General features: G+C 65.6%; 20 protein-coding genes. 10 read left to right on the top strand and 10 right to left on the bottom strand.

The features are described from left to right. Positions 1 to 51 precede the first annotated feature (51 nt). Both M8J71_RS08110 and M8J71_RS08105 read left to right on the top strand, forming a co-directional pair. Positions 52 to 579 carry a hypothetical protein gene (locus M8J71_RS08110; protein ID WP_256247427.1) on the top strand — a complete coding sequence of 176 codons (528 nt, stop codon included), beginning with the start codon at positions 52 to 54 and terminating at the stop codon, positions 577 to 579. After that, positions 576 to 1,670: a polyprenyl synthetase family protein gene (locus M8J71_RS08105; protein ID WP_256247426.1), complete on the top strand. Its 1,095-nt coding sequence runs from the start codon at positions 576 to 578 to the stop codon at positions 1,668 to 1,670. Before M8J71_RS08110 ends, M8J71_RS08105 begins: the two co-directional genes overlap by 4 nt. Positions 1,671 to 1,704: 34 nt before the next feature. Here the strand turns inward: M8J71_RS08105 and M8J71_RS08100 are convergent, their stop codons facing one another. Then, positions 1,705 to 2,058, bottom strand: coding sequence for an Rv2175c family DNA-binding protein (locus M8J71_RS08100; RefSeq protein WP_205484251.1), 354 nt, complete (start codon positions 2,056 to 2,058; stop codon positions 1,705 to 1,707). 242 nt (positions 2,059 to 2,300) lie between these two features. On the opposite strand from M8J71_RS08100, the gene M8J71_RS08095 reads away from it, so the two are divergent. Further along, positions 2,301 to 3,683, top strand: coding sequence for a lytic transglycosylase domain-containing protein (locus M8J71_RS08095; protein WP_256247425.1), 1,383 nt, complete (start codon positions 2,301 to 2,303; stop codon positions 3,681 to 3,683). A 104-nt stretch (positions 3,684 to 3,787) separates the two neighbouring features. Further along, complete coding sequence (gene pknB / locus M8J71_RS08090; RefSeq protein ID WP_256247424.1) at positions 3,788 to 5,887, top strand: Stk1 family PASTA domain-containing Ser/Thr kinase; 2,100 nt, start codon at positions 3,788 to 3,790, stop codon at positions 5,885 to 5,887. A gap of 99 nt (positions 5,888 to 5,986) precedes the next feature. On the opposite strand, the gene M8J71_RS08085 is transcribed toward pknB, so the two are convergent. Next, positions 5,987 to 7,378 (bottom strand): class II 3-deoxy-7-phosphoheptulonate synthase, encoded by a 1,392-nt coding sequence (locus M8J71_RS08085; protein WP_256247423.1) that lies wholly within the window; start codon positions 7,376 to 7,378, stop codon positions 5,987 to 5,989. Between the two features lie 116 nt (positions 7,379 to 7,494). Then, complete coding sequence (locus M8J71_RS08080; RefSeq protein ID WP_256247422.1) at positions 7,495 to 8,352, bottom strand: 1-acyl-sn-glycerol-3-phosphate acyltransferase; 858 nt, start codon at positions 8,350 to 8,352, stop codon at positions 7,495 to 7,497. Between the two features lie 111 nt (positions 8,353 to 8,463). Here M8J71_RS08080 and M8J71_RS08075 point away from each other — a divergent pair, with 111 nt between their 5' ends. Genes M8J71_RS08075 through M8J71_RS08065 form a run of 3 tightly spaced genes read left to right on the top strand, consistent with a single transcriptional unit; the run spans position 8,464 to position 10,626 of the window. Then, positions 8,464 to 9,252, top strand: a complete 789-nt coding sequence (locus tag M8J71_RS08075; protein ID WP_256247421.1) for an alpha/beta hydrolase — start codon at positions 8,464 to 8,466, stop codon at positions 9,250 to 9,252. Beyond that, entirely contained in the window at positions 9,249 to 10,061 is an 813-nt protein-coding gene (locus tag M8J71_RS08070; RefSeq protein WP_256247420.1) for an alpha/beta hydrolase, read from the top strand. The genes M8J71_RS08075 and M8J71_RS08070 overlap by 4 nt, the downstream gene beginning before the upstream one ends. Beyond that, complete coding sequence (locus tag M8J71_RS08065; RefSeq protein WP_256247419.1) at positions 10,048 to 10,626, top strand: hypothetical protein; 579 nt, start codon at positions 10,048 to 10,050, stop codon at positions 10,624 to 10,626. Before M8J71_RS08070 ends, M8J71_RS08065 begins: the two co-directional genes overlap by 14 nt. Positions 10,627 to 10,630: 4 nt before the next feature. Here M8J71_RS08065 and M8J71_RS08060 read toward each other — a convergent pair whose 3' ends face one another. Then, positions 10,631 to 11,722 carry an ROK family glucokinase gene (locus M8J71_RS08060; protein WP_256247418.1) on the bottom strand — a complete coding sequence of 364 codons (1,092 nt, stop codon included), beginning with the start codon at positions 11,720 to 11,722 and terminating at the stop codon, positions 10,631 to 10,633. Between the two features lie 178 nt (positions 11,723 to 11,900). Between M8J71_RS08060 and M8J71_RS08055 the strand changes: the two genes are divergently transcribed. After that, positions 11,901 to 13,709, top strand: coding sequence for an AMP-dependent synthetase/ligase (locus M8J71_RS08055; protein ID WP_256247417.1), 1,809 nt, complete (start codon positions 11,901 to 11,903; stop codon positions 13,707 to 13,709). A gap of 258 nt (positions 13,710 to 13,967) precedes the next feature. Here M8J71_RS08055 and M8J71_RS08050 read toward each other — a convergent pair whose 3' ends face one another. After that, positions 13,968 to 17,366, bottom strand: a complete 3,399-nt coding sequence (locus tag M8J71_RS08050; protein WP_256247416.1) for a pyruvate carboxylase — start codon at positions 17,364 to 17,366, stop codon at positions 13,968 to 13,970. 301 nt (positions 17,367 to 17,667) lie between these two features. Here M8J71_RS08050 and M8J71_RS08045 point away from each other — a divergent pair, with 301 nt between their 5' ends. Then, positions 17,668 to 18,486, top strand: a complete 819-nt coding sequence (locus tag M8J71_RS08045; protein ID WP_256247415.1) for a ParA family protein — start codon at positions 17,668 to 17,670, stop codon at positions 18,484 to 18,486. 81 nt (positions 18,487 to 18,567) lie between these two features. Here the strand turns inward: M8J71_RS08045 and M8J71_RS08040 are convergent, their stop codons facing one another. From M8J71_RS08040 to gcvH, 5 genes are all read right to left on the bottom strand, one after another. Then, a complete protein-coding gene (locus tag M8J71_RS08040) occupies positions 18,568 to 19,161 on the bottom strand; it encodes a MerR family transcriptional regulator (RefSeq protein WP_163163000.1) in 594 nt (197 codons plus the stop codon). A 236-nt stretch (positions 19,162 to 19,397) separates the two neighbouring features. After that, on the bottom strand, positions 19,398 to 19,901 hold the full coding sequence (locus tag M8J71_RS08035) for a bifunctional nuclease family protein (RefSeq protein ID WP_138135016.1): 504 nt from the start codon (positions 19,899 to 19,901) through the stop codon (positions 19,398 to 19,400). Beyond that, positions 19,901 to 20,617 carry a transcriptional regulator FtsR gene (ftsR, locus tag M8J71_RS08030; RefSeq protein ID WP_256247414.1) on the bottom strand — a complete coding sequence of 239 codons (717 nt, stop codon included), beginning with the start codon at positions 20,615 to 20,617 and terminating at the stop codon, positions 19,901 to 19,903. Before ftsR ends, M8J71_RS08035 begins: the two co-directional genes overlap by 1 nt. Before the next feature lie 23 nt (positions 20,618 to 20,640). Beyond that, positions 20,641 to 21,117, bottom strand: a complete 477-nt coding sequence (locus M8J71_RS08025) for an FHA domain-containing protein (protein ID WP_163162996.1) — start codon at positions 21,115 to 21,117, stop codon at positions 20,641 to 20,643. A gap of 153 nt (positions 21,118 to 21,270) precedes the next feature. Next, positions 21,271 to 21,657 (bottom strand): glycine cleavage system protein GcvH, encoded by a 387-nt coding sequence (gene gcvH / locus M8J71_RS08020; RefSeq protein ID WP_163162994.1) that lies wholly within the window; start codon positions 21,655 to 21,657, stop codon positions 21,271 to 21,273. Positions 21,658 to 21,820: 163 nt separating this feature from the next. Here gcvH and M8J71_RS08015 point away from each other — a divergent pair, with 163 nt between their 5' ends. Then, positions 21,821 to 22,690, top strand: coding sequence for an Fpg/Nei family DNA glycosylase (locus M8J71_RS08015; RefSeq protein ID WP_256247413.1), 870 nt, complete (start codon positions 21,821 to 21,823; stop codon positions 22,688 to 22,690). The last annotated feature ends 26 nt before the right edge of the window (positions 22,691 to 22,716 follow it).

Here is a 22,716-nt window from a genome sequence, read left to right as displayed (position 1 = left end):
CTGACTAAACTGGAGGCTGAATCCGGCATCTACACCAGGAGGAAAGTCCCTGTGACGGTCATTGGAAACCTTAAGCCAACAGCCTTGGCGGCTTTCGCTGCCGGGGCAGCATTGGCCCTCGCTGCCTGCAGCCCAACGCCCTCAGGAACACCGGATCCCGCCGCCTCCGCTTCTGCGCCGGAAACTGCCCAGTCCACCATGACAGCCTCGGCCAGCCCCTCCGCCGCGCCCAACACGTCCGCCACGGTAGGCGCCGTCGTCGAAGGATTCCCCCAGCAGCTCGTGCCGCTCATGCCGGGCGCGAGCGTGGTCTCCAGCAGCTTCGACAAGGCATCGACGCCGGCCACCGCCGCCCTGGTTGCCACCATCACCTCTCCCGCTGCGGCCGTCCTGGACTTCTACACCAAGGAACTGGAGGCCCGCGGGTTTAAGGCAGTCCCGGGTGAAGCCGTGGGGGCGGTGGCTTCGAAGGACTTTGTCCGGGGAGACAATGAGACGGTCAATCTCTCCGCCGTGGAAGCGGCCGGTGTTGTCACTTTTACCATCGGCGCCAACGTGGCAGCTGAGTCAGCCAAGTGACGGCAGCTGAGCAGTTAAGGAATGAACAGGCAGCCTTTGTGGCGGCAGTGGCAGGTGAACTGACTGACTTTCTCACGTCCCGGCAGTCCATTATGTCCGCCATCTCACCGGACATCGAACCGATCATGGGCTCCATCTCCAACCTGGTGACCGGCGGAAAGCGCCTGCGGGCGCTGATGTGCTACTGGGGGTGGCGGGGCGCCGGCGGCAAGCCGGCGGCCCGACAGGTAGTGACGGCCGGAGCGGCGCTGGAATTGTTCCAGGCTGCCGCGCTGATCCATGACGACATCATTGACCGCTCCGACACCAGGCGGGGCGGACCCAGTGTCCATCGCCGCTTCAGCGAACTCCACGGAACCCGCGGCTGGGCCCTGGACAGTGAGCGGTTCGGGCAGGCCGCTGCAATCCTCACTGGAGACCTGTGCCTCTCCTTCAGTGAGGAAGCGTTCACGGATATTGGCGAGAACGCCGCAGCCGGCAGCCGTGCCCGGCTGATCTTCAACCTGATGCGGGCAGAGGTGATGGCCGGCCAGTACCTGGACATCCTGGAGGAAGTCGCGGGCCCGGTTAGGGACCGCGCAGGTGCGGTCAGCAGGGCGCAGTCGATCATCAGGTTTAAGTCCGCCAAGTATTCAACGGAACATCCGCTGGCGCTCGGCGGAGCACTCGCCGGAGCCTCAAACGAACTGCTCCGCGGTTACTCGGCATTCGCCTTGCCCCTTGGCGAGGCCTTCCAGCTTCGGGACGACGTGCTGGGCGTCTTCGGCGATCCGCTTACCACCGGCAAGCCCGCCGGCGACGACCTGCGCGAAGGAAAGCGGACTGTGTTGGTGGCGCTGGCTTTGGACCAGGCGTCGGAAGCCGAATCTGCCTTTATCGACGCCAGGCTGGGCAGCCCCGACCTCTCCGATGAAGACATTCTTGAGATCCGCCGGATCATCGACGAGTCGGGAGCCTTGCAGGCCACGGAGGTCCTGATCAATGAATTCGGCGCGGCAGCATTCGACGCCCTCGAGGCGCTTCCACTGCATGAACTGCCGAAAACCGCCCTGCGCAGGCTGGCTGAAGCAACCGTCAGCCGCGCCTCCTGACTAAGGCGGACAAGCAGGAGGCAAAGCCGGACAGCTACCAGGCCAGGGTCTGCGCCCTGCGCCTGATTTCTGTTTTGCGGCCCTCCCGCAGGGCGTCAATGGGACGTCCGCGCAGTGACTCGTCAGGCGTGAAAAGCCACACGATAAGGTCCTCGTCCGAATAGCCGGCGTCTGCGAGCACAACAATGGTGCCTTTAAGGCTGTCAACCACCTGGCCGTCCTGAATGAATTCAGCCGGAACCGACCGGATATTCCGCTCTCCCACACGCAAAGCCGCCAAAGCATGTTCGTCAAGCAAACTATGGACTCTGGTGATCGAAACATCCAATAAACGGGCGACGTCGGGCAAGGGCAACCATTCGCCCACGAGGTTTTCTACATTACTCACGGATCAAGGTTGCCATGGGGCATACCGCCGCGCCTAGTCGGGAAAATTCCCGGAGCGGCCCTGACCTGCGGACACTCCACGGATTACTCCTTGCGGGTAATGCGGGATTTCTTGTGCTAACTGCAAATTCGTGAGAGATTCACATAGATCACATTCGTAACAGCAATAACATCTGTAACAGTAGTATCGAAATGACAGCGGCATCCCCGCCCGCGCCCGCAGTTGAGAAGAGGATTCTTTCCATGACGATGTCCCGCTCGCCCAAGCAGCCCCCCAAGCCGAGTCTGCCTATGATCGCTGCCACTACGGCAGCGCTGCCAGCGGTCGTATTGTCATCCTTGGCCCTCGCCCAGCCCGCCGCCGCGGAGCAGCCTGCCCGCGCCGTGCCTGCCACGCTGGCCGCGGCGATGAAAGCACAGGCGGCAGCGCAGGCGACGGCGGCTGTCATCCCGGCCTCGTCCGTCTCCACTGCCATCCCCACGGCCTTCAAGCCGGCACAGCCGGCCGCACCGGCTGAGTACACGATCGCCCGGGGCGACACCATCAGTGCCATTGCGGGCAGGTTCGGGCTGAACACGGGCGAAATCCTGAAGCTTAACAACCTGCAGGCGAACACCATCATTTACCCCGGACAGAAGATCAAGCTGTCAGGTTCGGCCGCCGCGCCGGCAGCCCCGGCGCCGGCAGCTGCTCCCGCCGCCCCCTCCACTGCCGGTGGCGGTGCCACCTACACCGTGAAGCCTGGCGACACGCTGGGTGCCATAGCTGCAAAGCACAAGGTGAGCCTGGCCGACGTCTTCGCCTGGAACAACCTCAACATGCGTTCCATCATCTACCCCGGGCAGAAAGTCAAAGTCGGCGGTGGTGATGCCGCTCCGGCCCCGGCCGCCCCGGCTCCTGCCCCGGCAGCACCCGCCCCGGCCCTGGCAAACTCCTCCGCCACTGCCCCGGCATCAGGCTCGTACACGGTCAAAGCAGGCGACACGCTTTCCGCCATCGCTTCACGCCACGGTGTCAAGCTGTCGGAGCTCCTTTCCGCCAACCGCATGAACATGGGCACCGTGATCTACCCGGGCAACAAGCTGGCCATCCCCGGTGCCGGCCAGCAGGCCCCGCAGCCAGCGGCCTCCGTCACGCCGCTGGTGCCCAGTTCCTTCCTTGGCTTCAGCTACCCGGCAGCAGTGGTGAGCTCTGCAAACGAAAACAAGGCCCTCCTGAACGCTTCGCCCGTCCCCTCCCGGGAGCAGATGCGCGGCATCGTTGCCGACACCGCGCGCGCCATGGGTGTGGAGCCTTCACTCGCCCTAGCCTTCGCCCACCAGGAGTCCGGCTTCGACCAGCGCGCGGTATCCCCTGCCAACGCCATCGGTACCATGCAGGTCATCCCCAGCTCGGGCCAGTGGGCATCGGACCTGGTGGGACGGAAGCTGAACCTCCTTGATCCCTATGACAATGCGACGGCCGGGGTGGCGATCATCCGCCAGCTCCTCGCCACCAGCAAGGACCGGGACACAGCCATCGCCGGCTACTACCAGGGCCAGTATTCTGTGAGCAAGTACGGCATGTACGACGACACCAAGGCCTACGTCGCGGCCATCAAGGCACACCAGAAGAACTTCGGCTAGCGCCGCCGTCCGCTTCCCGGCATGGGGAGCGGCAAGAAGAACTCGGCACGGGTCCGGACCGGTATCGGTTCGGACCCGTTTCATTGCTGGATTACGATCGTAGGGTGCAGGAACACGTGTCAGACCCCCTGGTAGGAACCCTGGTGGACAACCGGTACGCCGTCAGGTCCAGGCTGGCGCGCGGCGGCATGTCCACTGTCTATGTGGCGACGGACCAGAGGTTGGAGCGGGACGTGGCCCTGAAGGTGCTGCACCCGCACCTCTCGGCCGACGAGAATTTCCTGGACAGGCTGGGCCGCGAGGCCAAGGCTGCCGCCCGGCTGTCCCACCCCCACGTAGTGGGAGTGCTGGACCAGGGCACTGACGCCCATACCGCGTACCTGGTCATGGAGTACATCAAAGGCCATACGCTGCGGGAGGTTATCAGGGACAAAGGTGCGCTTCCGCCCCGGCTTGCTTTGGCGCTGATCGACCCCGTGGTGGAAGGCCTCGGCGCCGCCCACGCAGCCGGGTTCATCCACCGGGACGTGAAACCCGAGAACGTCCTGATCGCCGATGACGGCAGAATCAAGATCGGCGACTTCGGTCTGGCCCGCGCAGTCACCACCTCCACCAGTACGGGCGCCCTGCTGGGAACCGTTGCCTACCTCTCCCCCGAACTCGTCCTCGGTAGATCCGCGGACGCGCGGAGCGACGTGTACTCCGTGGGCATCATGCTGTACGAGATGCTGACCGGCCAACAGCCGTTCACCGGTGAGGTCCCGATCCAGGTGGCTTACCAGCACGTCAATGGCGTCGTGGGGCCTCCTTCGGCCCTGGTGCCGGGCCTGGCGTCGGAGGTGGACGAACTGGTGCAGTGGTGCACGGCAAACGATCCCGAGAACCGCCCCATCGACGGGAATGCGCTGCTCCAGGAACTGCGCCACATCAGGACCAACCTCAGCGATCGGGAACTGGACCTGCAGCCTCCCGCGGCCATGGACGCCGGCGGCCCCGCCGGGAACCAGAACCGGACCGAAGTCATATCCCGCACAAATAATCCAACAAGCGTTATGCCGTTTGGCCGGCCCGCCGCGCCACCGTACCAGCCGCTGCAGCCGCAGGCAGGTCAGGCTCCCGGCCGGGAGGCGCCGCGCGCGGAGGCCGCTCACCGGAACCTCCTTCTGACTCCACCCGACAAGGACGACGACGCCCCGTGGGCGGCCGCGGCGCCGGCGCCTATGAGCAAGCGGGCGCAGCGCAAGGCCGACAAGGAGGAGGAGAAAGCCCGGGCCCGCGCTGCAGCCACTCCGGCACGGAACCTCCGCGAAGGGAGCCCGCGCCGCCGTGGGGTCCTGTGGGTGGTGGTCCTGGTCATCGCCGCGCTGCTTGCCACGGGTGCCGGCTGGTTCTTCGGCATGGGTCCCGGCTCGGCCGCGGCCATCCCGACCGTGGCAAACAAGACGGTGGCACAGGCCCAGGAACTCCTGAGCCAGGCAGGATTCCGGTCCACCACCAGGGATGTTTTCGACGAGGATGTTCCCAGCGGGCTGGTGGTGGGCACTGAACCGCCGGCCGGCTCGGAGATCCGGAAGTTCCAGCCGGTCTCGGTGTTTGTCTCGAAGGGTCCGCAACTATTCCCGCTGCCCGGGCTGACGGCCGGCACGCTGGAGGAAGCCAAGATCAGCCTCAACGCCGCCGGGATGGCGCTTGGGACCGTCACCGAGCAGTTTGATGAAGCCGCAGCCGCGGGCGTTGTCCTGTCGCAGGATCCGGCAGCCGATACCCCTGCCCGGCGGGGAACGCCCGTCAACCTGGTGGTCTCGAAGGGCCCCGAACCGATCCCGGTGCCCGATGTAGTGGGCCAGGATGAGGCTGACGCGAAGGACGCCATCGAAGCGGCCGGGCTGAAGGCTGACGTTGCGCGCGAAGAAGTGTTCGACCGGAACATCCCCGAGGGCGCCGTGGTCAGCCAGTCCCCGGCCAACGGGACCCTCACCCGCGGCGCAACGGTCACCCTGACCATCTCGAAGGGGCCCAGGATGGTGGAGGTACCCAGCTACATCGGCAAGCAGGCAACGGAGGCGAAGCGGGCCCTTGAGGCCCTGGGCTTCCGCGTGCAGGTGAACAACATCCTGGGCGGCTTCTTCGGCACCGTCCGCGACCAGGACCCTGTGGATACAGAAGTACCTGAAGGATCAGTCATCACACTGACCGTGGTGTAGGCGGGACGGGCCCGCCCACACCAGGCACCCGCAGGTGCCGGCCGGACATCAGTGCTTGGAACAGCTCAATGCCTGGAACAGCTCAGTGCTTGGAACAGGTCAGTGCTTGGCGAGTGCCCCGGCCACCAGGAACGCCATTTCCAGCGACTGCATGTGGTTCAGCCGGGGGTCGCAGACTGACTCGTAGCGGTCCAGGAAGGCTTCCTGGTCGATCGGATCAGCTCCCCCGAGGCACTCGGCCACGTCGTCGCCCGTCATTTCCACGTGCAGTCCCCCTGGAACAGTGCCCAGGGCGTGGTGCACCTCGAAGAAGCCGCGCACTTCGTCGATGACGTCGTCGAAGTTGCGGGTCTTGTACCCGTTCGGGGACGTCACGGTGTTGCCATGCATGGGGTCGGTGACCCAGAGGACCTGCGCGCCTGAGGCGGTGACCTTTTCGACGACGGCGGGCAGCTTCTCGCGGATGTTGCCGGCACCCATGCGGGTGATGAAGGTCAGCCGGCCGGGCTCGCGCTCCGGATCCAGCCTGTCGATCAGGCGGAGGGCATCGTCACCGGTGGTGGACGGGCCCAGCTTGACGCCGAGGGGGTTCCGCACGCGGGACAGGAAATCGACGTGCGCGTGGTCCAGTTCCCGGGTCCGCTCCCCGATCCAAAGGAAGTGCGCTGAGGTGTCGTACGGGAAGCCGGTGCGGGAGTCGATCCGGGTGAGGGCGCGTTCGTAGTCCAGGAGGAGTGCCTCGTGGCTGGCGAAGAACTCAACGCGCTTAAGCGCCTCGAAATCCGCACCGCAAGACTCCATGAACATGATGGCCCGGTCGATGTCCCGCGCCAGCGACTCGTAGCGGGCGTGGGCCGGGTTCTCGGTGAAGCCCTTGTTCCACTGGTGTACCGAGCGCAGGTCCGCGAATCCGCCCTGGGTAAAGGCGCGGATGAGGTTCAGCGTGGAGGCGGACGTGTGGTAGGCGCGGAGCATCCGCGCGGCGTCATGGCCGCGGGATTCGGGCGTGAACTCGTAGCCGTTCACGATGTCGCCGCGGTAGGCGGGCAGTGTGACGCCGTCGCGCGTTTCATCGTTGGAGGAACGGGGCTTGGCGAACTGGCCTGCCATCCTGCCCATCTTGATGACGGGCATCGCGGCGCCGTAGGTCAGGACCACTGCCATCTGGAGGATGGTCTTGACACGGGCGCTGATCTTGTCCGCCGTGGCTGCTTCGAAGGTTTCGGCGCAGTCGCCGCCCTGCAGCAGGAACGCCTTGCCCTGGGCAGCAGCAGCCAGCCGCTCGCGGAGGACATCCACCTCGCCGGCGAAGACCAGCGGAGGAAGGACGGAGAGTTCCTTTACCGAGGCATCGAATACGTCCCTGTCCTGCCAGCTGGGCTGCTGGGAAATGGGCAGGTCCCGCCAGTCATCGAGTCCGGGATAGTTGGCCGCTCCGCTCTGGGCGGTGCTGGACAGCGAAAAGGCAGGTTTTGCAGATAGCTCAGTCACCCTCTAAGACTAACGGTCGCGCAGGCACGGGGAACACCACGGCGTCACGCATCCAGGCGTTGGCGTCACAGACATCCGCCGGGCCCGGAAGACTGGCACCGGGAAGCCCGCGCGGGTCAGGCGGTGGCGGCAGCCCCGCCGTCGTCCTGCTGCTTTCCGGGGTCGGGGGCAAGGTACCCGGCACCGGCATGTGGGGCCCCGGCATCTGGAGCATCTGCATCCGGGCCGGCATGGGTGCCCTCAGGAGGCACGGGGGTGGCAAGGGGTTCCGCAGCCGCAGCAGGGTCAACGGGCTTTCCCGCGAGCCGGAGCTTCACCACGGCCGCGTATTCATCCACGTATTCCTGTCCGGAAAGGCGCATCAGCTCGAACATGATTTCGTCCGTGACCTGCCTCTGGACCAGCCGGTCCTCGGCCTGGTCGTGGTACCTGCTGAAGTCCAGCGGTTCACCGAAAATCATGCCGATCCTGCGGATGTTCGGCAGGCGTTTGCCGATGGGCTGCACTTTGTCCGTGCCGATCATTGCCACCGGAACCACCGGGACTCCGGCCTTGAGCGCGAGCCTGGCAACGCCCACCTTTCCCCGGTAGAGGCGCGAATCGGGGCTGCGCGTCCCCTCCGGGTAGATGCCCAGCAGCCCGCCATGCGTGAGGACGTCCATTCCCGCACTCAGCGACGCCTCCGACGCGGCACCGCCGGACCGGTCCATGGGCAACTGGTTGGTGAGCCTGAAGAACAGGGCCGTCAGCCTGCCCTTGATTCCCGTGCCCGTGAAGTACTCGGACTTGGCCAGGAACACCACCGGACGGCGGACCATCAACGGCATAAAAATCGAGTCGGAAAACGAGAGGTGGTTGGAGGCGATAATTGCGGCACCCTCGGCCGGAATATTATCCAGGCCCTTCACCCACGGGCGGAAAAGCAGCTTCAGCACCGGACCCAGGAAGATCCTTTTCATCACCCAATAGAACACGTGCGAAACCCCTCTGGAAGGCAGCCCTCAGGCCCCGCGTCGGGCCTGGCCAGCAGTTCAATGCAACCCTACTCTAGTGAGATTTGCCCGGAACAGTGACACGATGGAGTCATGAGCGAAAGCAGCACCCCGTCCCGTCCTGCCGCTTTCAGCTATCCCGGCCACGGAGCCAACGCCCGCATCGGTGTGGCGATCTGCCACGGTTTCACCGGCAGCCCCCTGAGTGTGCTGCCATGGGCGGAACACCTCGCTGCGCAAGGCTACGCGGTCACCGTTCCCCTGTTGCCCGGGCACGGGACCACCTGGCGCCAGCTTGCCCGGACGCGCTGGAGCGAGTGGTACAACAGTTTCGAAAGCGCCTACCTGGAGCTTGCGGAGCGGACGGATACGTGTTTTGTCGCCGGGTTGTCCATGGGCGGAGCCATCGCGCTGCTGGCTGCTTCCAGGCACCCTGTGGCGGGAGTCTCGGTGGTGAACCCCGGCCTAAGCTTCTACGACCGCCGGGTACGCGTCATTGGCGTGCTGAAGTATTTCCAGAAGACCACCCTCCCCATCCAGGAGGAGCAGCCCACGGCGGTTGTCACCGAAGACGGCGACTATTCGCGCACACCGCTCTCCGCCGTGCACGAACTGAAGAAACTGTTCGGGGCTGCCACCCGGGGCCTGGCCCGCGTTACAGCTCCCGTGCAGGTATTCAAGTCGCACACGGACGCAGTAGTCCCGCCCACCTCGCTGGCAGTACTGAAAAACCGCCTGGGCACGCACCTTGAAGAGGTAGTCAGCCTTGCCAGCAGCGGTCATGTGGCTACGCTGGACGTGGACGCGCCGGAGATCTTTTCGAAATCCAGCGCCTTTTTCCATGCCCACGCCCGCCAGAACACTTCAGTGGAGACCCCATGACCTCCAGCCCGGACCACAGCCCCTACAGCAGTCCATTCAATGGCGAGGGGCCCCGGATCGGCGTGGTCCTCTCGCACGGGTTCACCGGCAGCCCCCACGGCCTGCGTACCTGGGCCCACGCCTTCGCCGCCGCGGGCTTCGCTGTCCGCATGCCGCTGTTGCCGGGCCACGGCACCAGTTGGCAGGAGCTGGCCCGGACTACGTGGCAGCAGTGGCATGCCGCACTTGATGATGCCTACCTGGAGCTGGACGCGGAGTGCGATTACGTCTTTGCCGCCGGCCTGAGCATGGGCGGAGCGCTGGCGCTGCGCATCGCCGCCACACGTCCGGTGGCAGGGGTGGTCCTGGTGAATCCGGGGCTGGTGATTGACGATCCCCGGGCTCCGCTCGCCGGAATCCTGAAGCTGGTCATGAAAAGCACACCGGCCATCGCGAACGACATCCTGAAAGAAGGCATGGATGAGGGCGCCTATCCACGCACTCCGGTAGCGGCCGCCCACGAACTCAACAAGATGTTCAAGGACACCATCAGGATCCTGCCCAGGGTCACTGCTCCCGTACAGGTCTACCGCTCCACGGTTGACCATGTGGTGTCCGACTCCAGCATCGTGGCGCTGCGCCGCGGCCTCACCCATGCGCCCCTTGAGCTGGTCCGGCTGGAAAACAGCTACCACGTGGCCACTTTGGACAACGACGCCGACCAAATTTTTGCTGGATCCGTGGACTTCGTCCGCAGCGTGGTGTCTGCTGCCGGCGCTGCGTCCGCTTCAGCTGCGCCGGTCCAGGAGGCTTCCCATGAACAGGCCTGACTCCGGCTCCCCCGACCAGGGCTCCAACCACGACGACGCCGTCTGGCTTGACCTCGTGGCCCGCCTCGAAGCAGACTCGCCGGCAGGCCCTGCCGGTACAGGTACTGCCGGTACAGACAATGCCGACGACCCGGAGGCGCCCGAAGGCACTCCCGCTCCCGCGGGCAGGTCCGCCACTTTCCGCGACTTCGACCCCCTGGGACTTGCCGGGTCCGCCCCCACCGAGCTTTCGGCCGCCGAGCGGCAGGAGTCGGCAGCCACCACCGGTGACGCCGCGAACGGCAACGCGGCCGCGGGGCCACGCGACTATGACGTGGACGGGGACGACGGCGAATTCATTCCCGAGGAGCCGCCGAGCCTGGCCGGAACCGACCCGCTGACCATGCTGGCCTGGCTGGCCGCGGTGGGCGGGCCCGTGGCCCTGCTGCTGTCGGCCATGTTCTGGCGCTCCGCCCCGATGCTCGCGATCGTGGGCATCGTGGCCGTGTTTGTCCTGGGGACGGTCTACCTGATCATGAAGCTTCCGCAGGAAAAAGACGAGAACGACGACGGCGCCCGCGTCTAGTGCCTCAGGCGCGCACCCTGCTGCTCACCCGGGAGAGGTCCGCCGCCCCGATCAGGCCGGCGTTCGGTCCCAGGGCCGCCAGCTGAATACCGGCAGCAGGCCGGAAGCCGCGGCCGGTCAGGTTGCGGGCGAAGGCCTTTCGGGCAGGTTCCACCAGCAGGTCCCCTGCTGAGCAGAGGCCGCCGCCGATAACAAACAGGCCGGGATCCAGCGCCGCGGCCAGGTTCGCCAGCCCGAGCCCGAGCCAGTCACCTACTTCGTCGATAAGTTCACGGGAAGCAGCGTCGCCGGCAAGGGCCAACTCGGTGACGATCGCACCGGTGATCGTATCGGTGTTGCCACCCACAGCTGCGAGCAGGTCCTGGGCCACCGGGGAGTTGGCCCGCGCCAGGATCCGGGCTTCACGCCCCAGCGCATTGCCGGACGCGTACTGCTCCCAGCACCCCCGGTTCCCACACTCGCACCGGTGGCCGCCGGGCATGATGATCTGGTGGCCGAACTCGCCGGCCACGCCAAACCTGCCGCGCTCCACCCGCCCGTCCATCACCATGGCCCCGCCGATTCCCGTGCCCAGGGTGATGCACACCAGCCGGGCTTCACCCTGCCCGGCACCAAAGCGCCACTCCGCCCACGCTGCGGCGTCGGCATCGTTGGCGAGCAGGACGGGACGGCGCAACAGGTTCTGCAGGTTTTTCCGGAGCGGCTCGTTCCGCCAGGCGAGATGCGGGCTAAAAAGCACCGTGCCGCCGTCGAGGTCCATCCACCCGGCGGCGCCGATCCCGACCGACCAGATCCGGTGCCCCCGGCCGAGCTCTTCCACGAGCTCCACAATCACCTGTTCCACTGCCCGCGGATCCGTGCCGGGAGTCGAGCGGCGCGCCTCGTTGAGGATCCGGCCTTCGGCATCCACCACGCCGGCAGCCACCTTGGTGCCCCCGATGTCGATCCCGATGGCAAGGCCCTTCCGGCCAAGGCGCAGGTGCTCGCGCAGGCCTTCGCCGTGGCGCAACCTGGTCCGGCCAGTGGTTGGGCGCCGCCTCCACGGAACCGGTCGTGGCAAGGGGCCGGCCTGTTCGCCGGGGGGCGGTGCATACATAGTCAACCATTCTAGGCTGGCGGTTCAGGCGGTGAAGGAGGCCGTCCCTGCATGTCCCGCCGGCCACCATTGACGCCAAAGTTACTCGTCAGTAGGTTTAGATACTGCATGGCCCGGTACAGGCGTACTAGTCTTAGGCATACCCCTGCGCGGGTCTTCGGATATCAAAGGAGCTATAGTGCGCGAATTCAGTGTTCCGCCTCTTGTTGTTGTCCCACCGGAAACCAACATCACTGATCTGGTATTGCGGCAGGCTGCAAAGCCCAGCAACCCGGCACTGTTTTCGCGGCGCGGTTCCGCCGGTGCCTGGCAGGACATCCAGGCTACGGACTTCCTGGCCGACGTCTCGGCCCTGGCCAAGGGACTGATGGCAAGCGGCGTGGCTGCGGGTGACCGGGTAGGCATCATGTCCCGCACCCGCTACGAATGGTCCCTGGTGGACTTTGCCATCTGGTTTGCGGGAGCAGTATCCGTTCCGATCTACGAGACCTCCTCCCCGTCGCAGGTCGCCTGGAACCTCGGTGACTCCGGCGCGGTGGCAGCCTTCGGCGAAGCAGCGCACCATGAGGACGTGATCCGCCAGGCGGTTACGGCCGAGGGCCTCACTGCGCTCCAGCACGTGTGGCAACTGGAAGGCCAGGGGCTGGACGCCCTCCGTGAAGCCGGCCGCGACGTCAGCGACGCGGATCTCGAGGCGCGCCGCGCGACGGCCACCCTGGACGACGTCGCCACCATCATTTACACCTCGGGCACCACCGGCCGCCCCAAGGGCTGCGAACTGACGCACGGAAACTTCGTTGAACTCTCGGACAACGCCCTCGCCATCATCGGCGAGATCGTCCATGAGAACGCCAAGACCATCATGTTCCTGCCACTGGCCCACGTTTTTGCACGCTTCATCTCCGTTTTGGCCATGGCCGCCGGAACAACGGTGGCCCATACACCGGACATCAAGAACCTCCTCGCTGACCTGCAAAGCTACGAGCCAACCTTCATCCTTGCCGTACCCCGCGTCTTCGAGAAGGTCTACAACTCCGCGCTGACCAAGGCCGAGGACGGCGGCAAGGGCGCCATCTTCCACAAGGCCGCTGACACTGCCATCGCCTTTTCAAAGGCGCGCCAGGACGGGCGGGTGGGCCTTGGCCTCAAGCTCCGCCACGCCCTCTTCGACAAGCTGGTGTACAGCAAGCTTCGGGCTGCCATGGGCGGCCACGTTGCCCATGCCGTCTCCGGTGGCGGCCCGCTGGGTGAACGCCTGGGCCACTTCTTCCAAGGCATCGGCCTGCAGGTACTCGAAGGCTATGGCCTGACTGAAACCACAGCCCCCATCTCCGTCAACACGCCGTCGCTGATCAAGATCGGGTCCGTGGGCAAGCCGCTGCCCGGGAACGCAGTCCGGATTGCCGAGGACGGCGAAATCCTCGCCAAGGGCGTTTGCGTGATGCGCGGCTACTACCAGCGGGAGGACCTTACCTCGGAAACCTTCGCCGACGGCTGGTTCCGCACCGGCGACATCGGCCGCCTCGACGATGACGGCTTTGTGTGGATCACCGGCCGCAAAAAGGAAATCATCGTCACCGCCGGCGGCAAGAACGTCATCCCCGCATTGCTTGAGGACCAGATCCGTGCCGATGCCCTGGTCTCCCAGGTGCTGGTGGTCGGTGACAACAGGCCGTTTATCGGGGCCCTGGTCACCCTGGACCAGGAAGCCCTGCCCGGCTGGCTGCAGCGCCACAACCTTCCGGCCGACACTTCCCTGGAGGATGCGGCCAACAACCCGGTGGTCAAAGCAGCCGTCCAGGACCTGATCACCGCAGCGAACGCCTCCGTATCGCAGGCCGAAGCGATCAAGTCCTTCCGTATTGTGCCCGCCGACTTCACCGAAGCCTCCGGGCACCTGACCCCCTCGATGAAGGTCAAGCGCGCCCAAGTAATGAAGGACTTCGAGACGGTCATCGAAGAGATGTACTCGGCGCCACGCTCCTGACGCCGACGTAGGACGCCGGCCCCGATTCGGCAACAAGCGCCAAGGGCCCCGCCCTCGTAGCAGGCATCGCATGAGGAAGGCTCCGGTCCGGCAGCGTGCGTAAAAGGGGCCCCGCGCCCCGGCTCGCCGCGAAGCGGCCTCAGCGGGGCGTGGGGAATAGCACGCAGAGGACCTGGGCCTTCCTCAACCACTACCGCAATGCAACGAGAGGGCCCTCCTGACGGAGGGCCCTCTCGTTGCATCACTCTATAAGTGGCTCTACTGCTCCACTACCAGCAGCAGGTCCCCGCCCTCTACCTGCTCGACGGAGGAGATGGCGAGCCGCGCGACCTTGCCGGCCACCGGCGTCGTAATGGATGCCTCCATCTTCATCGCTTCGATGGTGGCTACCGTGTCGCCGGCTTTGACCTCGTCGCCCTGCTTGACCGTCACCGTAACGGCACCGGCGAACGGTGCTGCCACGTGGCCGGGCTGGCCGGGGTCGGCCTTCTCGGCTGCCTTGACATTGCTGACCACCGAACGGTCCCGGACCACCACCGGCCGGGACTGGCCGTTGAGGGTGCACATGACCGTGCGCATGCCCTTTTCGTCAGGCTCGGAGACGGCTTCGAGGGACGCAATCAGCCGCACGCCCTTCTCCAGCTGGATCTCGTGCTCGGCGCCGCGCTGGAGTCCGTAGAGGTAGTCCCGGGTGTCCAGCACAGAGATGTTGCCGTACGTCTCCACGCTCTTCAGGTAGTCCTTGGTGGGTCCGTCGAAGAGCAGCCTGTTCAGGGTGTGCTGGCGGGTCTTGGAGTCGGACTTCAAGGCGGCACTGTCCTCGGCGCTGAGCTCCACGTCGCGGACCTTCACGCTCCTGCCTTGGAGGGCCTTGGTGCGGAAGGGCTCGGGCCAGCCTCCCGGCGGGTCACCCAGTTCACCGGAAAGGAATCCGATGACTGAATCCGGGATGTCGTAGTTCTGCGGGTTCTCGTTGAAATCCGCGGGGTCCGCGTTCAGGCCCACCAGGTGCAGGGCGAGGTCGCCCACCACCTTGGAGGACGGCGTGACCTTGACCAGGTGGCCCAGGATGCGGTCGGCGGCGGTGTACATGTCCTCGATCGCCTCAAAGCGCTCCCCCAGTCCGAGTGCCATGGCCTGCTGGCGGAGGTTGGAGAGCTGCCCGCCGGGGATTTCGTGCTGGTACACGCGGCCGGTGGGGCCCGGGAGGCCCGACTCGAACGGCGCGTACACGCGGCGGACCGCTTCCCAGTACGGTTCCAGCGAGCTGACGGCGGCCAGGCTCAGGCCGGTATCCCGCGGCGTGTGTGCCAGTGCTGCAACCAGGGCGGAGGCCGACGGTTGGCTGGTGGTTCCGGCCAGGGATGCGGAGGCGACATCCACGGCGTCGACGCCGGCGTCCACGGCGGCCAGCAGGGTGGCCAGCTGGCCTCCTGCCGTGTCATGGGTGTGCAGGTGCACCGGCAGGTCGAAGCGTTCCCGAAGGGCGGAGACGAGCTTAGCCGCGGCGGCGGGACGGAGCAGGCCTGCCATGTCCTTGATGGCCAGGATGTGGGCTCCGGCGTCCACGATCTTCTGGGCCAGGCCAAGGTAGTAGTCCAGCGTGTAGAGCGTCTCTTCGGGATCCAGCATGTCGCCGGTGTAGCAGAGCGCCACTTCGGCGACGGCGGTGCCTGTTGCCCGGACAGCGCGGATGGCAGGTGCCATCTGGCTGACATCGTTCAGGGCGTCGAAGATGCGGAAGATATCAATGCCCGTGGCCGCGGCCTCGTTGACGAAGGCTTCGGTGACCTCTTCCGGGTAGGGCGTGTAACCCACTGTGTTTCGGCCGCGGAGGAGCATCTGGAGGCACACATTCGGGAGCGCCTGGCGAAGGGCGGCGAGCCGGTCCCAGGGGTCCTCGCCCAGGAACCGAAGGGCGACGTCATACGTGGCGCCGCCCCAGGCCTCAACGGAAAGCAGCTCCGGCATGAGCGCCGTAACCGCGGGGCCGGCTGCCACGAGGTCGCGGGTTCGGACGCGGGTGGCCAGGAGCGACTGGTGGGCGTCCCGGAAGGTGGTGTCGGTGACGGCCACTGCGTTCTGTTCACGAAGCGCCCTGGCGAAACCTTCAGGGCCCAGCTCGAGCAGCCTCTGGCGTGATCCCGGTGCTGCCTGCTTGTCCTTGACCGACGGGAGCTTGCTGGCAGGATTCGAGTGCACGGTCAGTTCGCCGTTCGGCTTGTTGACCGTGACTTCAGCAAGCCAGGTGAGGAGCTTGGTGCCGCGGTCGGCAGAGACACGCGCCTTGAGCAGCTGCGGGCGCTCGTCGATGAAGGACGTGGCCACGTCCCCGGCGATGAAGTCGGGGTCGTCGAGCACCGCCTGGAGGAAGGAGATGTTCGTGGAGACACCGCGGATACGGAATTCGGCAAGGGCGCGGCGGGCACGGGCGACGGCGGCCGGGTAGTCCCTGCCGCGGCAGGTGAGCTTCACGAGCATGGAGTCGAAGTGCGGGCTGATTTCGGCACCCGAGTAGACAGTGCCGCCGTCGAGCCGTACACCGGCTCCGCCGGCAGAGCGGTAGCCGGTGATCTTTCCGACGTCGGGCCGGAACCCGTTGGCGGGGTCCTCGGTGGTGATGCGGCTCTGCAGCGCCGCGCCGCGCAGCTTGACTGTCTCCTGGGAGAGGCCGAGGTCCGCCAGCGTTTCGCCGGCGGCAATGCGCATCTGGGCCTGGACGAGGTCGACGTCGGTGACTTCCTCGGTAACGGTGTGCTCCACCTGGATGCGGGGGTTCATTTCGATGAAAACGTGCTGGCCGGCACGCTCGCCCACCGTGTCGACGAGGAACTCCACCGTGCCGGCGTTGACGTAGTTCAGGGCCTTGGCGAACTTGACGGCGTCCCGGTACAGCGCCTGTCGGATGCCTTCGTCCAGGTTGGGGGCCGGGGCGATCTCAATAACCTTTTGGTGGCGGCGCTGGATGGAGCAGTCCCGCTCGAAGAGGTGCATCACGTTGCCCTCGGCGTCCGCCAGGATCTGCACTTCGATGTGCCGCGGGCGCAGGACAGCCTGCTCCAGGAACATGGTGGGGTCACCGAATGCCGCGTCCGCCTCGCGCATGGCGGACTGCAGGGCCTCCGGCAGTGCCTCGCGGGTATCCACCCGTCGCATGCCGCGCCCGCCGCCGCCAGCCACGGCTTTGGCGAAGATGGGGAAACCGATCTCATCGGCTGCCGCAATGAGCTCGTCCAGGTCCTTGGAGGGCGCGCTGGACTTCAGGACGGGAACACCGGCGTCCCGGGCAGCCTTCAGGGCTGCCACCTTGTTGCCGGCAAGTTCCAGCACCTCGGCCGGCGGACCGACAAAGGTAATACCGGCGTCCTTGGCCGCGCGGGCAAGGTCCGGGTTTTCCGAGAGGAAGCCGTATCCGGGGTAGATGGCGTCCGCACCGGACTCCTTTGCTACCCGCACCACTTCGGCAACATCAAGGTAAGCACGGACAGGGTGGCCCTCTTCGCCAATCAGGTAGGCCTCGTCCGCCTTCTGGCGGTGGATCGAGTTCCTGTCCTCTTGGGGGAATACGGCAACGGTCTTTGCGCCCAGCTCGTAGCCGGCGCGGAAGGCCCTGATCGCGATTTCGCCGCGGTTGGCCACCAGAACTTTGGAAAACATACTTCTCCTGCATCATTGCGGGTGGATCGGTGAGTGGTCACAGTGTCTAGGACCTACAAGGGCAAACACAAATCTTTGTGGCCACCATCACAGATTTCCCCGTCATGTCCCGAGCCCTTCTGCCGGCCCTGGCGGAAACCGCCCCGGCAGCATAGCTGGTGCCATGCCGACGCCCTTTAAAGCAGGAATCGCCGACGCATCCACATATGATGAGTAGGGCGGCAGGACCGTCCGGCTTCGGCACTGCCGGAGCAAACATTACTCCCAACACGGCATCCGGCGTTAGGTTTTGGTCTCTCAAGTGCAAGTAGTCAGCATCAGCAGCCTCAAGGGTGGAGTCGGCAAGACTTCCGTCACCACAGGATTGGCGTCTGCAGCCCTTGCCGCAGGCATTCGGACGCTGGTGGTGGATCTTGATCCCCACGCGGACGCGACTACCGCCCTGGGCGTGCAACCGGGCGACCAGCTCGATATCGGCAGGATGCTCAAGAGCCCCCGCCGGGCCAAGCTCGCCGAGAATGTGGTGGGCAGCAGCTGGACGGAGCGGGCCCCTTCCAACGGCTCCGGCCCCGCGGTCCTGGACGTCGCCGTCGGCTCTGCCTACACGGGAATCTACGACAGGCCGGACCTGAGCCGCCGCGACCTGCGGCGGTTGTCTTCAGTGTTGGCCGCCGCAGACAACTACCAGCTCGTCCTGATCGACTGCCCGCCGTCCCTGAATGGCCTGACCCGAATGGCGTGGTCGGCCAGCGACAAGGTGGCGCTTGTTGCCGAGCCGGGGCTGTTTTCCGTTGCCGGTACCGAACGGACCATGAGGGCTATCCAGCTTTTTCGCCAGGAGTTCGCGCCCAACCTTTCACCGGCCGGCATCATAGCCAACCGGGTGCGGTCAGGGTCCTCCGAGCACAGCTACCGGCTGGCGGAGATGGAGTCGATGTTCGGCGAGCTCCTTTTGAGCCCTCGGATTCCGGAACAGGCCAACTGGCAGCAAATCCAGGGCGCCGCCCACCCGGTGCACCACTGGCCCGGCGACTCCGCCAAAGCCGCCGCGGCCCTCTTCGATGACCTGCTGGCCAATGTCATGGCGGTAGGCAGCGGCCTGCGCAGCCGGGCCAGGTAGGAAACGGAACGTTAATAGCAGAGGCCGCTCTCCCTGTGGAGAGCGGCCTCTGCTGTTAAGGCTGAAGCCCGTGATGCAGCGTCAGCTGATCTTGCGGGCTGCCCGCCGCTTGCTCAATTCGTCGTCGGGAAAGGACTGCTCCGTGGCATGTTCGCTCGGGAGCGACGCCAGGCTGCCTTCCACCTCGCGCCACACGCGGCCAACGGCGATGCCGAACACGCCCTGGCCACCCTGGACGAGGTCGATGACTTCGTCCGCGGACGTGCACTCGTAAACGCTGGCGCCATCGCTCATCAGCGTGATCTGGGCCAGGTCCTCCACGCCGCGTTCGCGCAGGTGTTCCACGGCCGTGCGGATCTGCTGCAGCGACACGCCGGTGTCCAGCAGGCGCTTGACGACCTTGAGGACGAGGATGTCGCGGAAGCCGTAGAGCCGCTGGGATCCCGAGCCGGCGGCACCGCGGACGGCGGGTTCGACAAGTCCGGTGCGCGCCCAGTAATCCAGCTGGCGGTAGGTGATGCCTGCTGCCTTGCAGGCGGTGGGACCCCTGTAGCCGGCGTCTTCATCCAGGACGGGGAGGTCTTCGGTGAACAGGAGGCCCTGGGCACCGCTTGCGGGCACAGCAACACCGGCCGTGGGCTGTTTCAGCCCGCCTGCTTCGCCTTTGGGACTCACCTGGATCCTCCTTGTCATAAGCTCCCCGAGAAGAACTGCAGCAGCTTTAACAGGAATGAAGATCATCCCTGTAATTTCCGCGGGGCGCACCTTCCAGTGTGACCTGCGCGGCTGCTGTAAGCAATGGGAACTCGATACTTAGACGTTAGGCCCGCGGGGAACCCAGGTCAAAGACGTTGGCCCCTTCGAAGAGGCGTGTCGGAACCTTCATCCTTAACTTTAACCTTAACGTGACCTTAGCCGTCGAAATCCTCGGGTTCCACGTCGTCCAGGAACTCCCTGAACCGGCGCAGTTCGCGCTCCTCGTCGACGGTGGGGCCCGGCTCCGTGTCCTCGCCCTCATCGTGCTCCGTGATCCGCACGCCGGCTTCGTCCATCACGGAATCCGCGCACCAGATCCGGCACTTGGCCCGAAGGGCGACGGCGAGGGCATCGGAGGCGCGCGAACTGACCGTGGTGCCGTTCTCGAACTGGAGCTGGCCGTAGAAGATATTGTCCTCCACCGCCACGATGTTCACGCTGACCACGGAGTGGCCCAGCGACTCCACCACGTCCACCAGGAGGTCGTGCGTCATGGGCCGCGGCGGAACCACACCCTGCTGGGCCAGGGCGATGGCGCTTGCTTCAGGGGTGCCGATCCAGATGGGTACGTGGCGTTCCCCATGCATCTCCCGCAGGAGGACCAGTGGCTGGTTGGAAGGCAGTTCGATCCGAACGCCTACGATCTCGACTTCAATCATCAGATGTCCATGCGTGAGATGTGGTCCTGCACCAGAGCCCGGTGCAGGGTGAGGCAGAGGTCGCTGATTTCGCGGGCAGCCTCCGCCGCCCGCGCCTGGGAGGCGGCGTCCCTGCGGGAAGCAAGCGGCGCCACGGCGCGTTCCACGAGTCCGAACTCCCTTTCTGCAGCTGCCTGGAAGGGCCGGAGGTGGCGGGGTTCGAGCCCGTGGCTTTCCAACTGCACGCAGGCCCTGGCCACCTGCAGGGCGTGTTCATCAAACTGCCCGTTGGAATGGCTGATGAGGCCGAAACTCAGCAGGGCCTGGAGCAGGGGTACGCTGGCTCCGGATTCCGCGCGCAGCTGCTCCTCGGTGAGCTTGCGCCCCCGGCTCTGCAGTTCCGCGGCCAGTTCGTCCGAGACAATCCGCGGGGACACCACAACCCCTGGCGGCAGGCTTTCGGGGCGCTCTCCCCTGTCGATGGCGTCCAGGTAGTCCTTGATGACCTTCAGGGGAAGGTACTGGTCCCGCTGCAAAGCCAGGACAAAACGCAGCCGCTCCACGTCGCCGTCGGAATACTGCCGGTAGCCCGCCGGGGTGCGGCGGGGATTGATCAGCCCTTTTTCCTCAAGGAACCTGATTTTTGACGCTGTCATGCCGGGGAAGTCGCCGCTGAGCTGGGCGAGGACTTCCCCGATGTTCAGGACCTGAGGTCCCCGGCGTTCCGGTTGTGCCATTGCCACAGGCAGCGGTCCCCGGATCAGCCGCGGCCTGCAGCGCTGGCAGGGCTCAGGTAGAAGGTGAGGCGGAACTTGCCGATCTGGACTTCACTGCCGGACTTGAGCTCGACGCTGTCAACGCGGTCGTGGTTAACGTAGGTGCCGTTCAGGCTGTTCTTGTCCACTACCTCGAAGCTGCGCGCCGTGCGCCGGAATTCGACGTGCCGGCGGGAGACCGTGACGTCGTCCAGGAAGATGTCGGCGTCGGGGTGGCGGCCGGCAGTGGTGACGTCGGAGTCCAGCAGGAACCGGGCACCGGCGTTCGGGCCACTGTGCGCAACGAGGAGTGCAGACCCGGCCGGCAGCGCCTCGACGGAATTGCGCTCTTCGGATGAGAGCTTGGGGGCGATAGTCGGTTCATCCCGCACCGGGGTGAGGTGGATCGAGGTGGTCTCCGACGCCCTGGCCGCACCATTGCCGTATTCCCCATCGGCAGGGTTGTGTGTGTGGCCAGCCATGGATTCCTCCTCTTCCGCTGCAGCTCTGATGCCTGCAATTAACATTTGCCGTCCGGGCCTGCCTCGCAGGTCCGGCACCGGCTCCGGATCCGGCCTGACGTGCGAAGACGTGGCGTCCGCACCGCTGGCCGAACCGGATTTACCGGATAGCTTTTAGCCTACCTGTTGTTCGTACTCGGATGCACTGAGCAAGGACTCAACAGCGTCTGCTTCGGCAAGTTTGACTTCGATGAGCCAGCCGTCGCCATAGGGATCGGTGTTGATCAGCGCCGAATCCGTGTCGAGGGACTCATTGCGCGCCACTACCTCACCGGTGACCGGCGCGTAGATGTCACTGACGCTTTTGGTGGATTCAACTTCGCCGACAACCTCGTTCGCCGTAATCTTGGTGCCCACTTCCGGCATCTGGGCGTAAACGACATCGCCGAGGGCGTCCTGGGCGAAGTCGGTGATGCCCACCCGCACCACACCGTCGGCACTGGGAGCAGAAACCCACTCATGTTCGGCGGTGTAGGACAGGTCTTCGGGAATGTTGCTCATCAGGGGCCTTTCATGAGGTGGAACACCAAGGTCAACGGGGGCCAAACGGGCCGCCGCTGAAAGTATAGGCACAACTGGCGGGGCGTTCGCCGGGGATTCTGACAAGATGGGACCCATGAGCGCACGCACCCTTCCAGCACTCCGGGAAGCGGCAGGGTAAGCCATGCCGGAACTTCCGGAGGTGGCGGGCCTGGCTGAATTTCTTGATGAGCACCTGCGGGGAACTTCAGTGACCACGGTGCAGATCGTTTCCTTTGCCGTGCTCAAGACGGCTGATCCGCCCTTCAATGCCTTGGAGGGGCGGACCGTGACCGGAGTGCGGCGCTTCGGCAAGTTCGTCAGCATCGACACCGGCGGAATCTCGCTGGTGTTCCATCTGGCCAGGGCGGGCTGGGTGCGCTTCACGGACTCCCCCGCCGATGCGCAGCTGCGGATGGGCAAGGGCCACATCGCGGCGCGTTTTGCCTTTACCGGCCCGGATGGATTGCGGGGCGTGGACCTCACCGAGGCCGGTACCAAGAAGAGCCTGGCCGTCTATGTGGTGCGGGATCCCCAGGACGTGCCGGGCATCGCCACCCTGGGACCGGACCCGTTCACCGAGGCGTTCGACGCCGACATGCTGGCCGAAATCCTCGCCGGCAGTTCCCAGCAGATCAAGGGGCTCCTAAGGAGCCAGAGCGTGATCGCCGGCATTGGCAACGCCTACAGTGACGAGATCCTGCACGCCGCCCGCATTTCCCCTTTCGCCACCGCCAAATCACTGGACCGGGAAGCGGTGCAGGTCCTCTATGATTCCATCCACGATGTGCTGGGCACGGCACTGGCTGAGGCAAGCGGCAAGCCGCCCAAGGACCTGAAAGACGTTAAGCGCAGCCACATGCGCGTCCATGCCCGGACCGGCGAGCCCTGCCCGGTGTGTGGGGACACCGTGCGGGAAGTATCTTTTGCCGATACTGCACTGCAGTACTGCCCCACCTGCCAGACGAAGGGCAAGATCCTGGCCGACCGCAGGACATCCAAATTCCTAAAGTAGGGCAGACCCCGGAAGCAGGGCCAGCC

Source organism: Pseudarthrobacter sp. R1 (assembly GCF_024494415.1).
Classification (GTDB): Bacteria; Actinomycetota; Actinomycetes; order Actinomycetales; family Micrococcaceae; genus Arthrobacter.
This window is presented reverse-complemented; position numbering and strand designations above follow the sequence as displayed.

Coding starts and splice junctions, on each gene's coding strand:
- M8J71_RS08095 (WP_256247425.1), top strand. CDS start 2,301: ATGACGATGTCCCGCTCGCCCAAGCAGCCCCCCAAGCCGAGTCTGCCT.
- M8J71_RS08075 (WP_256247421.1), top strand. CDS start 8,464: ATGAGCGAAAGCAGCACCCCGTCCCGTCCTGCCGCTTTCAGCTATCCC.
- M8J71_RS08070 (WP_256247420.1), top strand. CDS start 9,249: ATGACCTCCAGCCCGGACCACAGCCCCTACAGCAGTCCATTCAATGGC.
- M8J71_RS08065 (WP_256247419.1), top strand. CDS start 10,048: ATGAACAGGCCTGACTCCGGCTCCCCCGACCAGGGCTCCAACCACGAC.
- M8J71_RS08060 (WP_256247418.1), bottom strand. CDS start 11,722: ATGTATGCACCGCCCCCCGGCGAACAGGCCGGCCCCTTGCCACGACCG.
- M8J71_RS08050 (WP_256247416.1), bottom strand. CDS start 17,366: ATGTTTTCCAAAGTTCTGGTGGCCAACCGCGGCGAAATCGCGATCAGG.
- M8J71_RS08035 (WP_138135016.1), bottom strand. CDS start 19,901: ATGATTGAAGTCGAGATCGTAGGCGTTCGGATCGAACTGCCTTCCAAC.
- ftsR (WP_256247414.1), bottom strand. CDS start 20,617: ATGGCACAACCGGAACGCCGGGGACCTCAGGTCCTGAACATCGGGGAA.
- M8J71_RS08025 (WP_163162996.1), bottom strand. CDS start 21,117: ATGGCTGGCCACACACACAACCCTGCCGATGGGGAATACGGCAATGGT.
- gcvH (WP_163162994.1), bottom strand. CDS start 21,657: ATGAGCAACATTCCCGAAGACCTGTCCTACACCGCCGAACATGAGTGG.
- M8J71_RS08015 (WP_256247413.1), top strand. CDS start 21,821: ATGCCGGAACTTCCGGAGGTGGCGGGCCTGGCTGAATTTCTTGATGAG.